The sequence below is a fragment of the Demequina sp. genome (assembly GCA_024707205.1).
Classification (GTDB): domain Bacteria; phylum Actinomycetota; class Actinomycetes; order Actinomycetales; family Demequinaceae; genus Demequina.
In genome coordinates this window covers 305,455-324,169 of record JANQAD010000001.1, presented here as the reverse complement: position 1 = coordinate 324,169, position 18,715 = coordinate 305,455, and the positions used below count along the sequence as shown (strand labels likewise).

The window sequence follows — 18,715 nt, the reverse complement described above, 5'->3', positions numbered from 1 at the left end:
ACTAGCTGTCCTGGGCCTCGATCGCCGCGTCGAACTCGTCGTGCTCCGCCTGGACGGCGGTGGCAACGGCGTCGGTCTGCGCATCGGTCCAGCCGTCGATGTTGAAGACCCCGGCCCACGCCTGGGTGTAGTCGCGCACCGAATACTCGTGGCCATAGCCGGACGGCACGCCGCCCGCCGCGGCGAGGTCAACGGCCGCCTGCCAGAACGACACGATCGGCACCCATGTCATCTCGTCGGAGACGTCCGGTGCGCGCTCGCCGGGCTTGAGCCAGTCGGGCGAGCGGTACAGGAGGCTCGGCGAGAACCAGACAACGCCGTCGGTCCCATGCTGCAGGTAGACCAGGCGAGTGTTGGGGCCCCACACCCCCTCGTTGCGCTTGAGCAGATCCTCCTGGGCGGTGAAGCGGACGGTGCGGCCCTCGTTGTACCAGGGGTTCCACGCGGGAGTGCCCTCGTCGCGGTCGTCGGTGATCTGAGTGTGGAGAGGGTTGAGGAACGGCGGCCCGGCCATGAGCGCGCCGTCGAATGGGGCGTTGACGATGTCGACGTCGGTCAGCACGCCCTCCACGCCGAAGGAGCCGAGCGACAGCCCGAAGAGGTAGAGCTTGGGCCGTGAGTCCTCGGGAAGCGTCACCCAGTAGTCGTGAATGGTCGTGAACATGGTGAGCGCGGTCTCTTTGGTGATCGCGGAGTCCGCGAACAGCGAGATCCAGCTGGGCAGGTACGAGTACTGCATCCCCGCGATCGCGTCGTCGCCGTTGAACATGTAGTCAATTGGGTCCATCGCGTTCGGGTCCAGCCAACCGGTTCCGGTGGTGGAGCCGATGATGATCGCCTTGCGGTCGAAGGCGCCCGTGCGTTGCAGCTCCTTGAGCAAGAGGTCCGCGCGGTCCTGGACGGTCTCGCCGGACTTGAGGCCAACGTAGACGCGGATGGGCTCGAGTGCGCCGCCGCCCGTGACGGCGTTGATGTCGTCGACCTCCGGCGTGCGGGAGACGAAGTCGCGACCCTGGCGGCCAAGCTCGTCCCACGCCACGAGCGATCCGGGCCCGCCGGAGTGGAACTCGTCCATGGGCTGGGTGGCGAACGGTTTGTCGCCGGAGTCCCGCGTGGAGAAGATCGCATTCGCGCCCCAGAAGAACGCGTCGATGATCGCGCCGGAGAGCAGGCCCCAGATGATGAGGAGCATCACTACCGCGTTGAGCGTGACCGCGAGGCGGCGTGGCAGCCACTTGTCGATCTTGTTGCCGCCCCAGCGGAACAGGGTGCGGAACGCCCGGCCGGCCGCGAGCAGCAGCCAGAACGTGAGCGCGCCGACAATCAGAATAGTGGGCCATACCAGGGGTGACAGTGGCTCCATGCCCATGAGGTTGCGCGACTCGTTCTGCCAGCCAACGTACTTCCAGATGCTGAAACCCAGCCCAACGGCAAGGAGACCCGCGAGCACAAGGATCGTCCAGCGTCGGACCTTGCCGCGGGGAACCGGCGCCTCCAGATAGTGCCAAATCGCCACGAACGCGCACGCGAGCCCGTAACCGATGACCGCGGTGATGCCGGTGACGAGGCCCTGCAGCACGCCGGAGCGCGGCAGCAGCGACGGCACCAGGGACGCGCTGAAGAACAGCAGGGCGCCGAGCAGGCCCCAGCCGTTGTAGGAGACCGCGAAGGCGTGGGGCGGGCGCTTGTCGGCGCCACCCCGCTGGTCCGACGCTGACAGCAGTTTGGGCAGCTTGCGCGCCTTGGTCTCGGTGACGGTCATCGCCCCTCCTTCATTGCGAAGAGTATCGGTTGCGGTGATGCTCAACCGTGCGCGCCACGAGCGCGATGACGACCATCGTCGCGACGGCCGCGAGCACGATGATCGCGCCGCGCCAGCCGAACGCGGGGTTGAGGAAGTTGCGGGTGGTCATCGACGGCACGGGGGAGGAGGTGGGGCCGTCGGGGAACACGAGGTCGCCGGGCAGCGCGACCGCCACCGCGAGCGCCACGCCGATCACGCTCACGGCCACACCGGCGGCCAGCCACCACACCTTCACGTGGGCAACGCTAGTGGCGCGCCGGCCAGACGGGGCGAAGTTTGACTTTGCCTTCCCATACACCTAATCTCTAGCGAACCCATAGGGAATCCGTCCCGGGGTGAAACCAATGGAGAGAGCAATGAACAAGAAGGCACGAGCAGGGTGGTTGGCAGGTGTAGCGGTGGTCGTATCGATGGGCCTCGCGGCCTGCAGCTCGGCCTCAGCTGACCCGGACGCGTCTGGTGGGTCCGACGGTCCGAACACCGAGCTCTCCATCGTCGCCTATTCGGTGGCACAGGCCCCTAACCAGGCAGTTCAGGCCGCGTTCGCGAAGACGGACGAGGGCAAGGGCGTGACCTGGGTCGAGTCCTACGGCGCCTCCGGCGACCAGAGCCGCGCGGTCGAGTCCGGCCTCAAGGCCGACTACGTCCACTTCTCGCTGAGCAGCGACGTGACGCGGCTCGTTGACGCGGGCCTCGTCGCGGACGACTGGGACCAGGGAGCGACGCACGGGATTGTCACCTCGTCCGTTGTGGTGTTCGTGGTTCGCCCCGGCAACCCCAAGAACATCCAGAGCTGGGACGACCTCATCAAGCCCGGCGTCCAGGTCATCACGCCCAACCCCGGCTCCTCGGGCTCCGCGCGCTGGAACATCCTCGCAGCGTGGGGCTCCGTGATCGCCAACGGCGGCTCCGAAGAGGCCGCGAAGACGTACACGACCGCGCTGTTCAACAATGTCGTGTCGTTGCCCGGTTCTGGACGTGAGGCCACCTCGGCGTTCATCGCCGGCACGGGCGACGTGCTCCTGAGCTACGAGAACGAGGCGATCGCGGCCCGCCAGAGCGGCGCCGACATCGACTACGTGGTCCCGGACACGACGCTGCGCATCGACAACCCCGGCACCGTCACCAAGGACGCCGATCCCAAGGCCAAGGCGTTCCTCGACTTCGTCCTCACCCCTGAGGCGCAGGCGATCTACGCGAGCTTCGGCTACCGGCCCGTGGTTGACGGCGTGACGCTCCCCGAGATCGAGGGCGCGAACGACCCGGCCAACCCGTTCCCCACGCCGTCCAAGCTGCAGACCATCGATGACTTCGGTGGCTGGGGCGAGGCAAAGAAGAAGTACTTCGACGAGGACACCGGCATCATCACGGTCATTCAGGTGGACACAGGAAAGTCTTCGTGACAGCAGTCTCATCCGAGGCGAAGGACGCGGCTCCCGACGGGGGTCGCGTCCTTCGTGGGACGCCCCACAGCACCCTGACGCGCGGCGCCGGGCTCGGGCTCGGCGTCGTGGTGCTGTGGTTCTCCGTGCTCGTGCTGCTGCCCTTGGCGGCGGTGGTAGCGGTGGCCGTGAACGGCGGTTGGGAGGGGTTCCTCAACACGTTGACGAACCCGCAGACGGCGGCGGCCATCGAGCTGACCGTGCTGACCTCGCTGGCGGTGGCGGTGCTCAACGTGATCATGGGAACGCTCATCGCGTGGGTGCTCGTGCGCGAGCGCTTCCGCGGATCGCGCCTGCTGGAAGTGGTGATCGACGTCCCGTTCGCGCTGCCGACGATCGTGGCCGGCCTGGTGCTGCTCGCGCTGTACGGGCCGGGTTCGCCCATCCACGTCAACGTGGCGAACACGCGGCCCGCGGTCTTCCTGGCCTTCGCGTTCGTGACGCTACCGTTCGTGGTCAGGTCCGTGCAGCCCGTGCTCGAGCAGCTCGATCGCGAAGCCGAGCAGGCAGCTCACTCGCTGGGAGCGTCGGCCGGGGTGACGTTCCGCCGGATCGTGCTGCCCGCGCTCATTCCGGCGATCGCCGCGGGTGGCGCGCTGTCCTTCGCGCGCGGCGTCTCCGAGTACGGGTCGCTCGTGCTGCTGTCCGGGAACCTTGCGCTGCGCACCGAGGTGACGTCGGTGCGGATGCTCACCTATGTCGAGAACGGCAACCTCGCCGCCGCGTCGGTGGTGGCGACCGTGCTGCTGTTCGTCGCGCTCGTGGTGCTCGTGCTCATCGACCTCCTTCAGCGCTGGCTGGTGCGGCGTGGGTAGGGGAGGGGCCGGGAAGACGGCCCGACGCTTGGTCGTGGTCCTCTATCTCCTCGCCTTGGTCGTGGTGCCGGTTGCGCTGGTGTTCTGGAATGCGTTCCGCGACGGGCTCGCGCCCGTGATCGAGGCGCTCACGGATCCCGTCGTGGTGCACGCGCTACAGCTGACGCTCGTGGCGGCGCTGTGGTCCGTGGTGCTGAACGCCGTGTTCGGCGTGGCCGTGGCGATCCTGCTGGTGCGCTACGAGTTCCCTGGTAAACGCCTGTTGAACTCGCTCATCGACTTGCCGCTGTCGGTGTCGCCCGTCGTCGTTGGCCTGTCGCTCGTGATCGTCTACAACGTGCGCGACGGATGGTTCGGGGCGCCGCTCGCGGCGGCCGGGATCCAGGTGCTGTTCTCGCTTCCCGGCATCATCCTCGCCACCACCTTCATCTCGATGCCCCTCGTAGTGCGCGAGGTGGTTCCCGTGCTGCAGGAGCAGGGCACCGACCAGGAGCAGGCGGCGCGGTCGCTCGGCGCGGGAGGGTGGACCACGTTCCGCCGCATCACCCTTCCGGGCATCCGCTGGGGCGTCATCTACGGCGTGGTGTTGTGCTTCGCGCGCTCCATCGGTGAGTTCGGCGCCGTCAAGATCGTCTCCGGCAACCTCACCGGCCGCACGCAGACCGCGACGCTCGCGGTGGAGCAGCTGTATCAGAACTTCAATCAGGCGCAGGCGTTCACCGTCGCCGCGGTCCTCGCGGGCGCCGCCATCATCATCATTTCGGTTGTCGCCGCACTTCGCGTGCGCGTGGAGAGGAGAGGCGCATGAGCATCGTTGTCAGCGGCGTCACCAAGCGCTTCGGGTCCTTCGTCGCCCTCGACGACGTGTCCCTCGAGATCCCTGCCGGTCGGCTGACCGCGCTCCTTGGACCCTCCGGCGGCGGCAAGTCCACACTGCTGCGCGTCATCGCGGGCCTCGAGACCGCGGACGCCGGGTCCGTCAACATCGAGGGGACCGAGGCCACCAACCTGCCGCCGCAGAAGCGCAACGTGGGCTTCGTGTTCCAGCACTACGCGGCGTTCAAGCACATGACTGTGGCGCGCAACATCGCGTTCGGCCTGGAGATCCGCAAGAGGCCGCGCGCGGAGATCGATGCGCGGGTCGACGAGCTGCTGAAGCTGGTGCACCTGCAGCAGTTCGCGGAGCGGTTGCCCTCGCAGCTGAGCGGTGGGCAGCGCCAGCGCATGGCGCTGGCGCGAGCACTCGCCGTGGAGCCCTCCGTGCTGCTGCTCGATGAGCCGTTCGGGGCCTTGGATGCGCAGGTCCGCAAGGAGCTGCGCCAGTGGCTGCGCCGCCTCCACGACGAGGTCCACGTCACGACCGTGTTCGTGACCCATGACCAAGAGGAGGCGCTCGAGGTCGCCGACGACATCGTCGTGATCAACGGCGGCCGCGTGGAGCAGGCCGGCACCCCGGACGAGATCTACGACGCCCCCGCGAGCGAGTTCGTGATGCGGTTCCTGGGCCCGACCACCGTCTTCGGCGGCTCCGTTGTGCGTCCCCACGACCTCGACGTGTTCTCGATCGCGGTTCGGGACGCCACGAAGGCGGAGGTCACCGACGTGCAGCGAGTGGGGCACGAGGTGAGGCTCATTGCCAGGGCGGAAGGAGCGTCGGGCAGCGGCGAGGCGAGCGAAACCGGCGTGAACCTCACGCGCGCCCACTTCCGCGACCTCGAGGTTGGCGTCGGCGACACGGTGTGGCTGCGGCTGGCGCCGGGCGCCTCCCATATCGCTACCGAACCAAGCCGATAGGATTGCCCCATGCACGTTTCAGCCAAGGGCGACTACGCCGCGCGCGCCGTCACCTACCTCGCGGGCGTGTACCCGGAGCGTGCGTCAGCTCAGGTCATCGCGGACTCGTATGAGTTGCCGCGCAAGTTCCTCGAGGCGGTGCTCGCGGACCTGCGCCGTGCGGCGATCGTCACGGCCGTGCGCGGGGCCGACGGCGGTTACGCCCTGCGCCGAGCGCCCGGTGAGATCACGGTTGGCGAGGTGCTGCGCGCAATAGACGGCCCGCTCGCTGACGTGCACGGGCTCCGGCCCGACGAGGTCACCTATCCGCCGGCGTTGCAGCACCTGCAGGAGGTGTGGGTCGCGGCGCGGTCGGCGGTGCGCTCGGTGTTCGACGAGGTCACCCTGGACCAGCTCGTCAACGGGGAGTTTCCCGAGGCGATCCGCGTCCTCTTCGACAGCGAGGACGCGTGGACGCCGCGGCTCGGGCCGCAGGTGCCGTCGATCCCGCGTGGCGCTGATCCGGAGTGGCGGATTTAGCCCCTGCACGCATGTCCGAGGGCGGGCCCCGACTCTCCGTCCCAAATGGACGCTGAGGTTCACGAAACTCGAGTTTCGTGAACCTCAGAGTCCAATTCGGCCACGGGGTCCAACTGGTTATCCACATTTTCGTGAGACCGCTCCCGCGTAGCCCGTCGGCTCCCTAGGTTCGCTCCATGACAGGACGCATGGCCCGAGCCGAAGCTGTGGCAGAGCATGTTCGCGCGGGGAGCGCCGAGAAGTGGAGTAACTTGGTCGAGCGTTTCGGCAAGTCCGCCGTGCTCACTGCCATTCGGCATCGCCTCATAGCCTCAGTGCTTCCGGGCATCTACGGTGTGTCCGCCCCGGAGAGTCTGTTCCGCGTCCGTGCCCGGGCCGCGACCCTCCTAGCAGCACCGACCGGGACAATCACGGGGCTCGCAGCGGCGCACTTGTGGCGCATCGTGGACGCGGAGCCGAGCCACATCACAGTTCAGGTCCCAGTCGAGTGGCGTCGAACGGTTCCGCGATGGTTACGCACCGTGCGCGTGGGCGCTCCTGCGAACCGGTTCCGGCTCGGGGGTATCCGCGTTGCCTCGGCGGCCGACGCCGTGGTTCAGGTTTGGCGGGAGGCGCGTCCCGACGTTGCCATCTCGACCGTCATCAAGGCGTTCATCGACCAGCACGCTACGAAGCCCCAGTTGCTCGAAGCACTCGCACGGCGGAAACGGATTCCGCGACGCGCGCACTTGGAGGAGCTCATCGCGATCGTAGGCACCGTCGTGACCAGCTATCTCGAGTACGTCGCGTGGAAGAGAGTCTTCCCGCCACGGCTCTTCCCGGATCTCAAGTGGCAGGAGCCCGTGTGGCCGCGTGGGCGCAAGCGAGTAATGGACGCCTTTGATGCCGAGGCGAGGATTGACCTCGAGTTCGATGGCGGCGGGACTCACGGCGGTGTCGAGGGGTTTGAGCGCGATCGCGAGCGCGACGCCGACCTGCGTTCCATCGGCATTGAGCCGCTTCATTTCACCTATCGCGATCTGACCGAGCGCCCAGAGTGGTGCCGGCAGCAGTACCTCTCGCTCCGGGCGGAGCGGCTGCGGCAACTTAGGGCTTCCGGGAACTAGGAGAGTGGCCGAAATGGATGCTGAGGTTCACCAAACTTGAGTTTCGTGAACCTCAGGGTTCATTTCGCGCGGAGGCGCGGAAGCGCGGAAGCGCGGAGGCGCGGAGGCGTGGAGGCGCGGAGGCGCGGGGAGCGTGCCGGCTAACTGATTCCCACCGCGCGCTGCGCGTTGACCTGGCGCACCTGGCCCGGGAGCGTGAAGAGGTCCACGAGCGTCCCGATCCCGAACACCCCGAACGTGAGCAGCCACAGAACTCCGCGGCCAGTCTTGCCCAGGTAGAAGTGCTGGAAACCAGCGAGCCCGATCAGCGTGAACAGCATCCATGCGTACGCGTTGCCTGCGGTCTTCGGCGGCAGCGGGGCGCCGTATCCAGTCGTCATGCGGCCAGCGTAGCGGCCCGACGCTGAGCCGGGAGCTATCGGCGCCCGGCCCAGCGGAACGGATCGAGGTCAGCTGTGCACCGGCTCCCCGGCCGCGTCGAGCACCCACCACACACCGCCGACGCCCTGGCCCATGGTGTCGCCCGCGGCGGAGTCGGACGCGTAGTAGTAGAGCGGCCAGCCGTTGAGCGCGAGCTGCGGGTTGCCGTCCGTGCCCGTGATCGTGGTGACGTCACCGGTGATCCCGGTGAGCGTCGGGGCGTCAGAGCCGCCGGGAACGGGCGGCCACGCGGAGAGGCACCCGCCGGTGCACGTGGACGTCCCAGAGCCCTGGGTGTCTGAGTCGTACATGTACACGGTCATGCCGGACCCGTCCACGACGATCGTGCCGAGCGAGGAGTCGGCGGTCATGAGCGCGGCACCCTCTGCGGCCGGCGCGGCTGTGGCCGTGGAGTCCGACGCCGGCGTCTGGGACGGCGTGAAGGTTGCGTAGGGATCGGGCGTGGCTGGTGCCGTGGTGTCGTCGGCTCCGGAAGAGCAGGCGGTCAGGGTGAGGGCGGCGGCCAGGATGAGGCCGAGTGTTGCTGCGTTGCGTGTCTTCATGCCTTGGACACGAGACCGGTACCCGCGCGGTTCAGAATTGCGTTTCAGAAGTCCATCCAGAACTTGAGTCTAGGACGCTCAAGTTTTAGAATGGAGGTACGGAGTTCGCTCCGGCGTGCTCCTCCCGGAGGGCGTGTGCCCTCCGTGGCCACACGACTACAGGAGGTCAGAGATGACACGCGAATTGCAGCGCCGTCCCGTTCCGGCCACGTCACCGTGGCAGAGCGACTTTCAGCGCATCGTCAACCAATTCTTCGCCGACGCGGAAGCGCCGCTGACGGGTGCGTTCGCACCCGCACTCGACGTCGAGGAGACCGACGAGGGTTTCACGCTCCACGTCGAACTCCCGGGCATCGACCCGGCGGACGTCGAGGTCTCGATCGAGGAGAACGTCCTCACGATCGCGGGCGAGCGCGACTTCTACTCGGACAAGACAGCGGACGGCTTCCGCCGCGTCGAGCGGCGCTTCGGCACCTTCCACCGTGCCGTGAGGCTCCCGGATCGAGTTGACCCGGACGCCGTCACCGCCAGCTACGCCGACGGCCTGCTGACGGTCGCGGTGCCGAAGTCCGAGTCGGCAAAGCCCCGGCGCATTCAGGTCGAGGCGAAGTAGGCAGGACTGAGCGCGTCCGTCACGCCGTGACGGGCGCGCTCAGCAGCACCGTCCCCGAGGAGTCCACCATCGTCACGGTCGCGATCTCGTCGAGCGGCACCGACGTCGCCGCATTCAGGTGGATCGTCTTTCCTGGTACGGCGTCCCAGGTGCCAACGGACTGCGTGTCCCCTGACGTCGAGGTCACCACGAGCGAGTACGTGCCGCCACCGGTGCCGGGATACGCCGACGCCGGGTAGTCGCACGTCATCGAGATGTTCGTCCCCCACGCCACAGAGTCGAAGGTCAGCGACGCCGTGATCGGCGTCGAGGCCACGGCCTCCATGGCCACAACGGCGTCTGGCGCAGGCGGGGCCGGAGTCAGGGCAAGGGGGATCCCGATGCCCAAGGCGAGCACAGCTGCGGCGCCGACGGCGATGAAGCCGACCCGGCGTCGGGCCTTGGAGCGCCGGCGCGCCTCCCTGGCCTCCACGAGCGACACCAGGTTGGACGGCGGGCCAACCTCGCCCGACGTCTCCTCGAACCACGGCTGGGCGCGCGTCAGGAGGCCGGGCATGGAGGCGAGTTCGGCCACGGACGCGCGGCAGCGCTCGCACGTGGCGAGGTGGGCCTCGAAGTCGCGGCGCTCGCCGGGCTCGAGCGCGCCGAGCACGTAGGCGGCATCCCATTCCGCGTAGGAGTCGCTCATCGCGTCACTCCTTTCTCTTGAAGCGCGAGTCGCAGGGCGCGCAGGCCGTAGTGGAGGCGAGACTTCACGGTGCCCTCGGCGATGCCGAGCTCCGCGGCGACCTCGGCGCACGTGCAGCCCTTGTAGTAGGCGCGGATGATGACCGCGCGGTGGTCTTCCGTCAGCGCCGCGAGGGCTTCGGCGACGAGGAGGGCGTCGAACAGCGCGTTGGTTCCGTCGCCTTGGGCGCGCTCCGGCAGGGTGTCCGACGCTCGCTCATGGCGGCTCTTGGCGCTCCGGGCGTCGTCGATCACCAGATTTCTTGCAACCGTCATGAGCCACGCGCGGGTGGATCCCGGGTCCTGCTCCATGATGCGCGGGGTGCGCCAGGCGCGCAGGAGCGTCTCCTGAACCACGTCGTCGGCCTGAGTCGAGTTGCCCGTGAGGCGCACCGCATAGCGCCACACCGCGGCGGCGTGCTGATCGTGCAGCTCCTTCAGGACCTGCGCCTTGTCGACGGGCATGAGTGTCCTCAGCGTGAAACGCGGGCAGGCAGGGTGCCGCCCGATGTGAACACGAGATGGGCCGGTGTTTGGTTCAGTGTGGACCCGGTGGGGCCCGTCTCGAAAGGCCCTGTTGCCCTGATCACGCCAAGTGGAAGTGGATGCGTCCCGCGGGTTACCGTGGCCCGCGTGAGAGGGACACCGTCGAGGGAGCGCCGTGAGCTGGGAGCCTGAGCGACCCGCGGCTTCGGCGAGCCTCCCCGTGCCGGGCTGGTACCCGGATCCGTCGGAGACCGACTGGGAGCGCTATTGGGATGGCTCCGCCTGGACAGCGAACGTGCGCGACCGCCACACCAAGTACGCCGTGGGGGACGCGGCGTGGAATCCGCAGCCGTGGGACGGGGTGGAGCGGCGCCGGGGGCGCGGGGCGGCTCGCTGCGACTGCTCGTGCTGACCCTGGTGCTCGTGGGCCTCATCGCGATCGCGGGCCACCAGGGAATCCTTCCCGAGTGGGTGCCATTCCGTGCGACTCTCGTGGGTCCACCGCCCGCCGCCCCAACGGTCGCGTACCCCGTGCTCGGGTCCGACGACCTGGTGAAGTACCTGGCAGCGAGCATGATCGCGCAGGAGGAGTCGATCGACGTCACCTTCTGGGCCAACTCGGACGAGGTGGGCAGGGATGGCGTTTTCGACGCCGTCGCGGAGGCCGCGATCCAGAATCCCTATGCGTTCGTCAACGGCTGGACCTACGTCACCTCGGTGACGGGCGTGAGGATCGAGCCGGACTACGTCTATTCGAAGACCGAAGCCGCACAGAGGCAACGGGACACGTCACTGGCGGTCAGCGTCGGGCTGGAAAAGGCGGGCGTGGAGGACGGCCAGGACGATTCCACCAAGGCCAAGAAGATCCACGACTACGTCGCGAGCGTAGCGACCTACGACTTCGATGCCGCGGACGCGATCACCGCAGGCAAGACCGATTCGGCACGCGTTGACCAGTCCCAAGAGGCCTACGGGATCCTCGTGGCCGGCACGGCCGTGTGCAACGGGTACGCCGAGGCGTTCCAGGCGATGGCGGTGGAGGCCGGGCTGCCGTCGGTGATCGTGACGGGGGAGGCGTTCAGCGGGATCACGACCGGCTCGCACGCGTGGAATCGCGTTCTCGTTGACGGCGAGTGGGACGTGGTGGACGTCACGTGGGATGACGTCGACACCGCGCACGCGCGCCACGACTACTTCCTGGTCGCGTCGGGCGATCCCAAATTGGAGACGCGCGATGCGGACAGCGAGTGGATCGTGGACTCCGAGGTGGCAAAGTACGGAGGGTGACCACCCACGTTCTCGCGCTCGACCAAGGCACCACGTCGACGCGGGCGATGGTCTTCGACCACGCGGGACAGTCCCTCGCGAGCGCGCAGGTTGAGCACCGTCAGTTCAACCCACGGCCCGGCTGGGTGGAGCACGATCCCGGTGAGATCTGGGACAACGCTCGCGCCGTGATCGCGCGGGCGCTCGCGGCGGCCTCGCTCACGCATCGCGACCTCGCGGCCGTTGGCATCACAAATCAGCGCGAGACCACGGTGGTCTGGTCGCGCGTCACCGGCGAGAGTGTGTACCCGGCGATCGTGTGGCAGGACGCGCGGTCCCAGGCGCTCGTGGATCGCCTCGCGGGGCCCGACGGCGTTGACAGATTCCGCTCGACCACCGGTTTGCCTCTTGCCACCTACTTCTCGGCGACCAAGCTCGCGTGGATCCTGGAGAACGTCGAGGGAGCGCGGGCGCGGGCCGAGGCGGGGGAGCTGATCTTCGGGACCATCGACACGTGGCTCGTGTGGAACCTCACCGGCGGGGTGGACGGCGGGATTCACGTGACGGACGTGACCAACGCGTCGCGCACGCTGCTGATGTCACTCGAGACCCTCGACTGGGACGATGGGCTGCTCGAGGCGTTCGGCGTGCCGCGCCAGATGCTGCCCCAGATCCGCTCATCGTCCGAGGTATATGGCCTGGCAAGCACCCGTTCGCTGCTCGACGGCGTGCCGATCGCGGGCATCCTTGGGGACCAGCAGGCGGCGACGTTCGGGCAGGCCGCGTTCGACGCCGGCGACACCAAGTGCACGTACGGCACGGGCAACTTTGTGCTCGTCTCTACCGGGGAAAGGGTGGTGAGGTCCGCGCACGGCCTCATCGCGACCGTGGGCTACCGGCTGGGGGACGCGCCCGCGCGCTACGCGCTTGAGGGGTCCGTGGCGGTGACCGGCTCCCTGGTCCAGTGGCTGCGCGACAACCTTGGCGCGATCACCTCGGCCGCCGACATTGAGCACGTGGCCGCGACGGTTGCCGACAACGGCGGGGTTTACTTTGTGCCCGCCTTCTCCGGCCTGTTCGCCCCCTATTGGAGGCCCGACGCTCGGGGCGCCGTTGTTGGGCTCACTCACTTTGCGAATAGGGGCCACTTGGCACGGGCCGTGCTCGAGGCCACGGCGTACCAGACCGCGGACGTGCTCGAGGCGGTCGCGGCGGACCTGGGCGCCGGTTCCGGGCAACTGCGTGTGGACGGCGGGATGACGGCGAACTCGCTGCTCATGCAGTTCCAGGCCGACGTGCTGGGGCTCGACGTGGTGCGGCCCGCGGTGCCGGAGACCACGTCGCTTGGTGCCGCCTACGTGGCGGGGCTCGCGGTGGGGTACTGGTCCTCGCTCGACGAGCTGCGCGCCAACTGGCGCGAGGGCGTCCGCTGGACGCCGTCGATGCCGCGAGACGAGGCCGCGCGGCTGCTGGGCGAGTGGCGCAAGGCGGTCACGAAGACGTATGGGTGGGTTGAGTCCTAGGCGGCCGCTGCGGACCAGAGCTCGGTGAGCTCGCTCGCGGCCAGCACGGCTGGGTGCCCGCGGAACCAGCGCGGCACGTCGCGCGGAGTGAGCACGGAGACGCCGATGGGCCGGTGCTCGTAGGCGATGTGAGGCGCGTGCCCTGCCGTGAGGAGCACGACGCAGCCGCGAACGGGGACGTCGAAGCCCGCCCGGGCGCCAAGGACGCGGGACGCGCGCTCGGCGTCGAACTTGGCCTGGCGCAGGCACGGAACCCCGGCGCCCTCGACGGTCATGCCGTAGTTGTTGATGTGGATGTCGGCGCCTCGGGCCTCGTGAAGGCGAACCGTGAAAACGGAGGCGGGCGAGATGACAAGGAAGTCGAGCGGGCGCTCGCCCGAGCCGAGATCGAAGTCCTCGAAAACCCGAGTATCGCGAGAGGCGAGGGAGGCGAGCTTGGTGGCTACAGCGTCGGCCCGGCTGGCATGACGGCGCCCAAAATGCTGCCACTCCGCGATCGCGATCGTCATGATGAGCCCTTCCCTGTAGGAGGAGAGGCGGCGCGGGCCGGTCTATGACGGTGGCGACTTGTCTACCTTGTCACTCTTGGTCGCTTTCGTCGGTGGGGGAGCTCTACGGTGCCGGTATTGAGGGCAGAGAGCTGAGGGGCTGGATGTCATGAGTGAGCTGAGTGCCGCCGAGGCGGTGGCGACTTTGGTGGACCCTGCGCGCCGGTACCCGGCGACGTACATCGAGCTGGCGCCACGTGCGGCCGGACTGTACGTGTGGTGGGCGCGGCGAAGCGTGGTGTTCGGGGCGCATGGCACGCGCATGGGGGAGTCGTACGTGTACTACGTGGGCAAGGCGTCGTCGTCTGCGGGGCTGCGGGGGCGGCTTGCGACGCATGTGAAGGGGAGCGCGCGGTCCTCGACGCTGCGGCTGACGCTGGCGGCGCTTGGTGCCGGGTCCGGGGACGTTGCGAGGGCGGGCGAGTCGCGGATTGCGCTGTCTGCCTCGTATGAGGCGGAGGTCTCCCAGTGGATTCGGGAGAACATGGACGTGTCGTGGGTGGAGGTCGCCGCGCCCGGGGCGCTTGAGCGGGAGGTGGTGGCGGCGTTGCGGCCGCCGCTGAACCTGGATCTCGGCGCGGCGCATGCGGATCACGGGCGGGTGAAGGACGCGCGCAATGCGATGCGGGCGCAGGCCGTGGGGTGGCCGGCGAGGGGGTAGGCGAGGTGGGGGCGGAAGCCGCGGCAGCGTCGGACGGGCTGTGTCTTCTCGCGCATTTCCGCCACTCCGGAAATAGGGTCGCTGCATGGGGTTCCTTGATCGGTTCAAGCGCGATCGCGCCATGACGGAGGCGGAGCTGGACGAGCCTTCGCAGGTGGACGGGATCCTTTACCGCGACCTGCAGGTGGTGGGCGCGATGGCCGAGCAGGGCGCGGACCTGCGCGCGCCCCGGCACACCACGTTCTACCTGTACTTCTCGTCAGAGGAGGCTGCAGAGGCCGCGGCGCGCGACGCGCGGCTCGAGTGGATGCGGGTGAGCACGCCGGGTCCCAACCGCGAGTACCACGATGCGCATCCGGAGGAACCGCTCGCATGGCCCGTGATCGTGGACTCGCACGGGCGCGCGCTGATACCGGACTTTCTGCGGGACACGACGGCCGCGTGCCGCGCCATCGCGCTCGAGTACGGCGGCGAGTTCGACGGCTGGGAGGCCGGGGTCGACGAGGAGTAGGCGCCATTCTGGGGCACACTGTCGGCATGCTGATTCGGAACTATCGACCTCAGGACCGAGCCGACTGCTTCGACGTATGCATCAAGACGGGCCGCGCGGGGCAGGACGCCACGGGAATCTACAGCGATGACGATCTGATCCCCGAGATCTTCTGCGGACCCTATGTGGATCTCGAACCGGACTTGGCCCTCGTGGTCGACGATGGCGAGCGCGTGATCGGTTACGCCTTCGGCACCGCAGACACGCGAGCCTTCGTCGAGCGCTATCGCGCCGCCGTGCTCCCAGGATTCGCCAAGCGATTCGGAGACCTGGAGGGGAAGAGCGCAGACGAGCGCGAGATGACCGAGTTGGGTCTCAACCCCGACCGCATGATCGCCCCTCACCTTGACGAGTACCCCGCGCATCTGCACATCGACTTGCTTCCCCAAGCCCGGGGGCAGGGGGTCGGCCGCCGCCTGATCGAGACCCTGCTCGATGCATTCGCCGCGCGGGGTGCCACTGGCGTGCACCTCGACATGGATCCGGCAAACGCCGATGCCGGCGCCTTCTACGCACGCCTTGGGTTTCACGTGCTGAACCCTGGCGACGAGGACACGGTGAGATTCGCGATGCGCTTGCCGCGCGTGTCAGTCGCGTAACAATGCGGCCCCAGAACCGCCCTCAGATTGACAAGAAAGCGACGAGGCGGTTCACTGGCTCCACAGGTTAGTAAGGTTTACTAACTCGTTTTCCGATGCTTCGACGACGATCGCACGGACCGTGTCTCCAGCACACGCCGAGTCGCCGCCGATGGTGCGTGAATGGAGAGGGACACATGTCAACGACTCGGACCCGCGGACGCCTTGCAGCTGTGGCAGGACTCTGCGCAGCGGCCTCGCTCGTATTGGCCGCATGCAGTTCGCCGAATGGGGATTCCAGCGGCGATGGCGACAACATCACGCTCCGAATTGCCATGGGCAGTTCGGGAGATGCCGTCGACAGCCAGTTCGATGTGCTCGCGGACCGGTACCACGAGAAGTACCCCAACCGCACCGTCGAGGTCGTCATCCAGGAAGATGACATCTACCAGACGACCGGCCTGCCGACGCTGCTCACGAGCCGCGAGGCCCCGGACGCCTACTTCGAGTGGTCGGGCCCGCGCATGGCCGGCCACGTCGCGGACGGCAATGGCTACGACCTCACGGAGGCCCTCGCGAGCGACAAGTTCGCCGGCCGCTTCAACGACGGCGCATTCACCAACATGGACGTGGACGGCTCCGGTACGTACATGGTGCCGTGGACCGGCGATGTCACCAACGTGGTGTGGTACGACAAGTCGGTCTTCGAGGACCTGGGCCTGACGGTGCCCACCACCTGGGATGAGTACCTCGCGGTCAACCAGGCGATCCTCGACTCGGGAAAGACGCCCCTGGTATTTGGCAACAAGGACCAGTGGCCCGTGGGTTCGGTGGCTTCGCAGATCGCCTCCCGCGTTGTTGGCGAGGACCTCTATGCGGACACGATGGACGGGAAGGCGCCGCTCAACTCGCCGGAGATGGTGGAGGCCTTCGGGTACCTCGCGTCCCTCGCCCCGTACGTCAACGACAGCGTCAACGCGCTCGCCGACGACGAGGCCAACACGCAGTTCTTCCTGCAGAAGGCCGCGACCATCCAGATCGGCAGCTGGCTCATGGCCGACGCCGCGACGGACGCGGAGGGTCTGGACTTCGACTACTTCAACCTGCCCGCGATCCCAAGCGGAAAGGGAGACCAGAGCAGTGTGCTCGGCATCTCGACGGGCTTCATGGTGAACGCGAAGTCGCAGCACATCGACGAGACCATCGACCTGCTCGCGATGATGGTCGACGAGGAGGGCACTAAGGCGTGGGCCGAGGCGGGCCTCGCGCCGATGACCATCGACCCGTTCGCCGGCGTGGACGCAGACCCGCGCACGGTGAGCCTCGCGGAGATGCTGAGCAGCGCGAGCACGCTCGTCACCCCTGCCGACAGCGGACACGACATCGAGGTGGCGGCGGCCTTCTACGACGCCGCGGCGGCCGTCATCGGCGGCACCTCGACGCCGCAAGAGGCGCTCGACACCGCGCAGTCTCGCCTGGACTCCGCAGGCTGATCCATCCATAGGTTGGGTGTGGACCCGGCACTGCCCGGGTCCACACCCTCTCTCACCGAGGACCTCATACCGTGAAACCAGTTCGCGCCTGGACGCCCTACCTGCTGTTGGCGCCCGCCTTCGCGGTTTTCGCCTTCGTGGTGCTCATCCCGGCGCTCGCGAACACCGGGTTGAGCTTCGCCAACTGGAGCGGCACGGACACCCTCAGCTGGGTGGGTCTTGACAACTTCGCGCGTGCCTTCCGTGACGAGATCTACCTCAAGGCCTACGGCAATACCTTCATCTACATCGGATTCACCCTGATCTTCGAGGTATTCGCGGGGCTGGTGCTCGCGGGGCTGGTAACGGCCGCGGGCCGCAAGACTGCGTTCTATCGCGTCGCGTTCTTTGTGCCCGTGGTGCTGCCCATGCTCGTCATCGCGGTGCTGTGGAGCTTCGTCTACAGCGACGACATCGGCCTGATCAACGGCACGTTGCGCGGTCTGGGTCTCGACAGCCTCACGAGGGTCTGGCTCGGCGACCCCAGCACGGCCCTCATCGCGGTGAGCCTCGTCTCCGGATGGATCTACGCGGGCTTCTATATGGCGATCTTCTACGCGGCACTCATGCGCATCCCGAAGAACGTGCTCGAGGCGGCGACGATCGACGGCGCAAGCCAGTGGCAGGTCTTCTTCAGGGTCAAGGTGCCCATGATCCGGCCGATGATCGAGGTCGCGATCCTGCTGTGTGTCACCGGCGCATTCCAGAGCTTTGACCTCTTCTACGTCATGACCAACGGCGGCCCCGACCACGCCACGGAGATCATCACCACGTATCTGGTCGAGGTGGTATTCCGCTTCCACGACCTCGGCTACGGCGCGGCGCTGTCGACGATCATGACCGTGGTGGTCGTGACGATCGGCCTCGTGCTGGTGCGCTTGCGCACGAAGGATGGAGGCAATGGTGTCGACTAGCACCCGCGAACCCCGCGCCGTCACTCGCGTCGTCGGCAGCCGCACGGTCTACCACGGCGTGATGATCGCACTGTCGGTGATCTTCGTGGTCCCGATGCTGTGGATGGTGATGTCGTCCTTCAAGACCAAACGCGAGATCTTCCAGTCGCCGTTCGCCCTCCCCACCCACCTGGATCTCGGCGTCTGGGCCGAGGCATGGGAGCGCGGGAACCTGGGTCAGTACGTCCTCAACAGCTTCATCGTCACGTTTGTCTCCGTGTCCGCGATCCTGATCACGGGACTGTGCGCCGCCTACGCGTTCAGCCGTTTCGAGTTCCGCGGAAAGAACATCCTGCTTGGCACGTTCGTGCTGGGCCTGCTGCTGCCCGTGCAGTCGTACCTCACGGCGCAGTCGCGCATCTTCGATGCGTTCTACCTGCTAAACACGCGCTGGGCGCTCATCATCCCCTACGCGGGGCTTGGCCTCGCGCTCGCGGTCTTTCTCCTCAAGACCTACATGGACGCGCTGCCCAAAGAGCTCTTCGAGGCCGCGCGCATGGACGGAACGGGTGACCTGCGCATGCTGTGGAGCATCGTCACGCCGCTCATGGTTCCCGGCATCGCCACCGTGGCCGTGTTCTCCGTGCTGTCGTCGTGGAACGAGTTCCTGCTCTCCATCCTCTATGTGGTGGACGACAACCTGCTCACCATCCCGTCGGGCCTGCTCGCATTCACCGGCAAGTACTCCACCGACTACCCCACGCTCTTCGCGGCCCTGTCCATCATCACCATCCCGATGATCGCGATCTACGTGATCTTCCACCGGCAGGTGATCGCGGGCGTCACCGAGGGTTCGGTGCAGTAATGGAAGCAGTG

At 67.6% G+C, this 18,715-nt stretch carries 23 protein-coding genes; 16 read left to right on the top strand and 7 right to left on the bottom strand.

The genetic code is table 11. The features are described from left to right. Position 1: 1 nt before the first annotated feature. A complete protein-coding gene (locus tag NVV57_01660; protein ID MCR6711462.1) occupies positions 2–1,762 on the bottom strand; it encodes an alpha/beta-hydrolase family protein in 1,761 nt (586 codons plus the stop codon). Positions 1,763–1,772: 10 nt separating this feature from the next. Further along, entirely contained in the window at positions 1,773–2,039 is a 267-nt protein-coding gene (locus NVV57_01655) for a hypothetical protein (GenBank protein ID MCR6711461.1), read from the bottom strand. A 121-nt stretch (positions 2,040–2,160) separates the two neighbouring features. Here NVV57_01655 and NVV57_01650 point away from each other — a divergent pair, with 121 nt between their 5' ends. From NVV57_01650 to NVV57_01625, 6 genes are all read left to right on the top strand, one after another. Beyond that, the gene (locus NVV57_01650) at positions 2,161–3,207 is read left to right on the top strand and encodes a sulfate ABC transporter substrate-binding protein (protein ID MCR6711460.1); all 1,047 of its coding nucleotides are present in this window, start codon (positions 2,161–2,163) and stop codon (positions 3,205–3,207) included. Next, positions 3,204–4,061, top strand: coding sequence for a sulfate ABC transporter permease subunit CysT (gene cysT, locus NVV57_01645; protein MCR6711459.1), 858 nt, complete (start codon positions 3,204–3,206; stop codon positions 4,059–4,061). The genes NVV57_01650 and cysT overlap by 4 nt, the downstream gene beginning before the upstream one ends. 34 nt (positions 4,062–4,095) lie before the next feature. Beyond that, positions 4,096–4,869: a sulfate ABC transporter permease subunit gene (locus NVV57_01640; GenBank protein ID MCR6711458.1), complete on the top strand. Its 774-nt coding sequence runs from the start codon at positions 4,096–4,098 to the stop codon at positions 4,867–4,869. Then, the gene (locus NVV57_01635) at positions 4,866–5,855 is read left to right on the top strand and encodes a sulfate ABC transporter ATP-binding protein (GenBank protein ID MCR6711457.1); all 990 of its coding nucleotides are present in this window, start codon (positions 4,866–4,868) and stop codon (positions 5,853–5,855) included. Before NVV57_01640 ends, NVV57_01635 begins: the two co-directional genes overlap by 4 nt. A gap of 9 nt (positions 5,856–5,864) precedes the next feature. Next, positions 5,865–6,374, top strand: coding sequence for an Rrf2 family transcriptional regulator (locus tag NVV57_01630; protein ID MCR6711456.1), 510 nt, complete (start codon positions 5,865–5,867; stop codon positions 6,372–6,374). Between the two features lie 176 nt (positions 6,375–6,550). Further along, positions 6,551–7,480, top strand: coding sequence for a hypothetical protein (locus tag NVV57_01625; protein ID MCR6711455.1), 930 nt, complete (start codon positions 6,551–6,553; stop codon positions 7,478–7,480). A 140-nt stretch (positions 7,481–7,620) separates the two neighbouring features. On the opposite strand, the gene NVV57_01620 is transcribed toward NVV57_01625, so the two are convergent. Then, on the bottom strand, positions 7,621–7,860 hold the full coding sequence (locus tag NVV57_01620; GenBank protein ID MCR6711454.1) for a TM2 domain-containing protein: 240 nt from the start codon (positions 7,858–7,860) through the stop codon (positions 7,621–7,623). A gap of 69 nt (positions 7,861–7,929) precedes the next feature. Then, positions 7,930–8,463, bottom strand: a complete 534-nt coding sequence (locus NVV57_01615) for a hypothetical protein (GenBank protein ID MCR6711453.1) — start codon at positions 8,461–8,463, stop codon at positions 7,930–7,932. A 172-nt stretch (positions 8,464–8,635) separates the two neighbouring features. On the opposite strand from NVV57_01615, the gene NVV57_01610 reads away from it, so the two are divergent. After that, positions 8,636–9,076 carry an Hsp20/alpha crystallin family protein gene (locus NVV57_01610; GenBank protein MCR6711452.1) on the top strand — a complete coding sequence of 147 codons (441 nt, stop codon included), beginning with the start codon at positions 8,636–8,638 and terminating at the stop codon, positions 9,074–9,076. 19 nt (positions 9,077–9,095) lie between these two features. Here the strand turns inward: NVV57_01610 and NVV57_01605 are convergent, their stop codons facing one another. Both NVV57_01605 and NVV57_01600 read right to left on the bottom strand, forming a co-directional pair. Continuing rightward, positions 9,096–9,764, bottom strand: a complete 669-nt coding sequence (locus NVV57_01605) for a zf-HC2 domain-containing protein (protein ID MCR6711451.1) — start codon at positions 9,762–9,764, stop codon at positions 9,096–9,098. Then, a complete protein-coding gene (locus tag NVV57_01600) occupies positions 9,761–10,267 on the bottom strand; it encodes a sigma-70 family RNA polymerase sigma factor (protein MCR6711450.1) in 507 nt (168 codons plus the stop codon). Before NVV57_01600 ends, NVV57_01605 begins: the two co-directional genes overlap by 4 nt. Positions 10,268–10,463: 196 nt before the next feature. Here NVV57_01600 and NVV57_01595 point away from each other — a divergent pair, with 196 nt between their 5' ends. The 3 genes from NVV57_01595 to glpK are packed head-to-tail and all read left to right on the top strand — an operon-like array spanning position 10,464 to position 13,077. Continuing rightward, positions 10,464–10,700, top strand: a complete 237-nt coding sequence (locus NVV57_01595; GenBank protein MCR6711449.1) for a DUF2510 domain-containing protein — start codon at positions 10,464–10,466, stop codon at positions 10,698–10,700. Further along, positions 10,625–11,575: a hypothetical protein gene (locus tag NVV57_01590; GenBank protein MCR6711448.1), complete on the top strand. Its 951-nt coding sequence runs from the start codon at positions 10,625–10,627 to the stop codon at positions 11,573–11,575. The genes NVV57_01595 and NVV57_01590 overlap by 76 nt, the downstream gene beginning before the upstream one ends. After that, the gene (glpK, locus tag NVV57_01585) at positions 11,572–13,077 is read left to right on the top strand and encodes a glycerol kinase GlpK (GenBank protein ID MCR6711447.1); all 1,506 of its coding nucleotides are present in this window, start codon (positions 11,572–11,574) and stop codon (positions 13,075–13,077) included. The genes NVV57_01590 and glpK overlap by 4 nt, the downstream gene beginning before the upstream one ends. On the opposite strand, the gene NVV57_01580 is transcribed toward glpK, so the two are convergent. Next, entirely contained in the window at positions 13,074–13,586 is a 513-nt protein-coding gene (locus NVV57_01580) for an NERD domain-containing protein (protein MCR6711446.1), read from the bottom strand. The genes glpK and NVV57_01580 overlap by 4 nt on opposite strands. Before the next feature lie 148 nt (positions 13,587–13,734). Here NVV57_01580 and NVV57_01575 point away from each other — a divergent pair, with 148 nt between their 5' ends. The 6 genes from NVV57_01575 to NVV57_01550 all read left to right on the top strand — a co-directional run bounded on the left by NVV57_01575 (position 13,735) and on the right by NVV57_01550 (position 18,704). Then, entirely contained in the window at positions 13,735–14,286 is a 552-nt protein-coding gene (locus NVV57_01575; protein MCR6711445.1) for a hypothetical protein, read from the top strand. Positions 14,287–14,371: 85 nt separating this feature from the next. Further along, positions 14,372–14,797, top strand: coding sequence for a ribonuclease E inhibitor RraB (locus tag NVV57_01570; protein MCR6711444.1), 426 nt, complete (start codon positions 14,372–14,374; stop codon positions 14,795–14,797). A 26-nt stretch (positions 14,798–14,823) separates the two neighbouring features. Further along, complete coding sequence (locus tag NVV57_01565; protein MCR6711443.1) at positions 14,824–15,435, top strand: GNAT family N-acetyltransferase; 612 nt, start codon at positions 14,824–14,826, stop codon at positions 15,433–15,435. Between the two features lie 314 nt (positions 15,436–15,749). Next, positions 15,750–16,907 carry an extracellular solute-binding protein gene (locus tag NVV57_01560; GenBank protein MCR6711442.1) on the top strand — a complete coding sequence of 386 codons (1,158 nt, stop codon included), beginning with the start codon at positions 15,750–15,752 and terminating at the stop codon, positions 16,905–16,907. Positions 16,908–16,978: 71 nt separating this feature from the next. Beyond that, positions 16,979–17,860, top strand: coding sequence for a sugar ABC transporter permease (locus tag NVV57_01555; protein ID MCR6711441.1), 882 nt, complete (start codon positions 16,979–16,981; stop codon positions 17,858–17,860). Next, positions 17,847–18,704, top strand: coding sequence for a carbohydrate ABC transporter permease (locus NVV57_01550; GenBank protein MCR6711440.1), 858 nt, complete (start codon positions 17,847–17,849; stop codon positions 18,702–18,704). Before NVV57_01555 ends, NVV57_01550 begins: the two co-directional genes overlap by 14 nt. Positions 18,705–18,715 lie beyond the last annotated feature (11 nt).

What these genes read in the sequence shown, in the direction of transcription:
- NVV57_01660 (MCR6711462.1), bottom strand. Translation starts at nt 1,762, where the DNA reads ATGACCGTCACCGAGACCAAGGCGCGCAAGCTGCCCAAACTGCTGTCA.
- NVV57_01550 (MCR6711440.1), top strand. Translation starts at nt 17,847, where the DNA reads ATGGTGTCGACTAGCACCCGCGAACCCCGCGCCGTCACTCGCGTCGTC.
- NVV57_01650 (MCR6711460.1), top strand. Translation starts at nt 2,161, where the DNA reads ATGAACAAGAAGGCACGAGCAGGGTGGTTGGCAGGTGTAGCGGTGGTC.
- NVV57_01575 (MCR6711445.1), top strand. Translation starts at nt 13,735, where the DNA reads ATGAGTGAGCTGAGTGCCGCCGAGGCGGTGGCGACTTTGGTGGACCCT.
- NVV57_01565 (MCR6711443.1), top strand. Translation starts at nt 14,824, where the DNA reads ATGCTGATTCGGAACTATCGACCTCAGGACCGAGCCGACTGCTTCGAC.
- NVV57_01610 (MCR6711452.1), top strand. Translation starts at nt 8,636, where the DNA reads ATGACACGCGAATTGCAGCGCCGTCCCGTTCCGGCCACGTCACCGTGG.
- NVV57_01605 (MCR6711451.1), bottom strand. Translation starts at nt 9,764, where the DNA reads ATGAGCGACTCCTACGCGGAATGGGATGCCGCCTACGTGCTCGGCGCG.
- NVV57_01600 (MCR6711450.1), bottom strand. Translation starts at nt 10,267, where the DNA reads ATGCCCGTCGACAAGGCGCAGGTCCTGAAGGAGCTGCACGATCAGCAC.
- NVV57_01620 (MCR6711454.1), bottom strand. Translation starts at nt 7,860, where the DNA reads ATGACGACTGGATACGGCGCCCCGCTGCCGCCGAAGACCGCAGGCAAC.
- NVV57_01570 (MCR6711444.1), top strand. Translation starts at nt 14,372, where the DNA reads ATGGGGTTCCTTGATCGGTTCAAGCGCGATCGCGCCATGACGGAGGCG.
- NVV57_01630 (MCR6711456.1), top strand. Translation starts at nt 5,865, where the DNA reads ATGCACGTTTCAGCCAAGGGCGACTACGCCGCGCGCGCCGTCACCTAC.
- NVV57_01580 (MCR6711446.1), bottom strand. Translation starts at nt 13,586, where the DNA reads ATGACGATCGCGATCGCGGAGTGGCAGCATTTTGGGCGCCGTCATGCC.
- NVV57_01560 (MCR6711442.1), top strand. Translation starts at nt 15,750, where the DNA reads ATGGGCAGTTCGGGAGATGCCGTCGACAGCCAGTTCGATGTGCTCGCG.
- NVV57_01635 (MCR6711457.1), top strand. Translation starts at nt 4,866, where the DNA reads ATGAGCATCGTTGTCAGCGGCGTCACCAAGCGCTTCGGGTCCTTCGTC.
- NVV57_01625 (MCR6711455.1), top strand. Translation starts at nt 6,551, where the DNA reads ATGACAGGACGCATGGCCCGAGCCGAAGCTGTGGCAGAGCATGTTCGC.
- NVV57_01615 (MCR6711453.1), bottom strand. Translation starts at nt 8,463, where the DNA reads ATGAAGACACGCAACGCAGCAACACTCGGCCTCATCCTGGCCGCCGCC.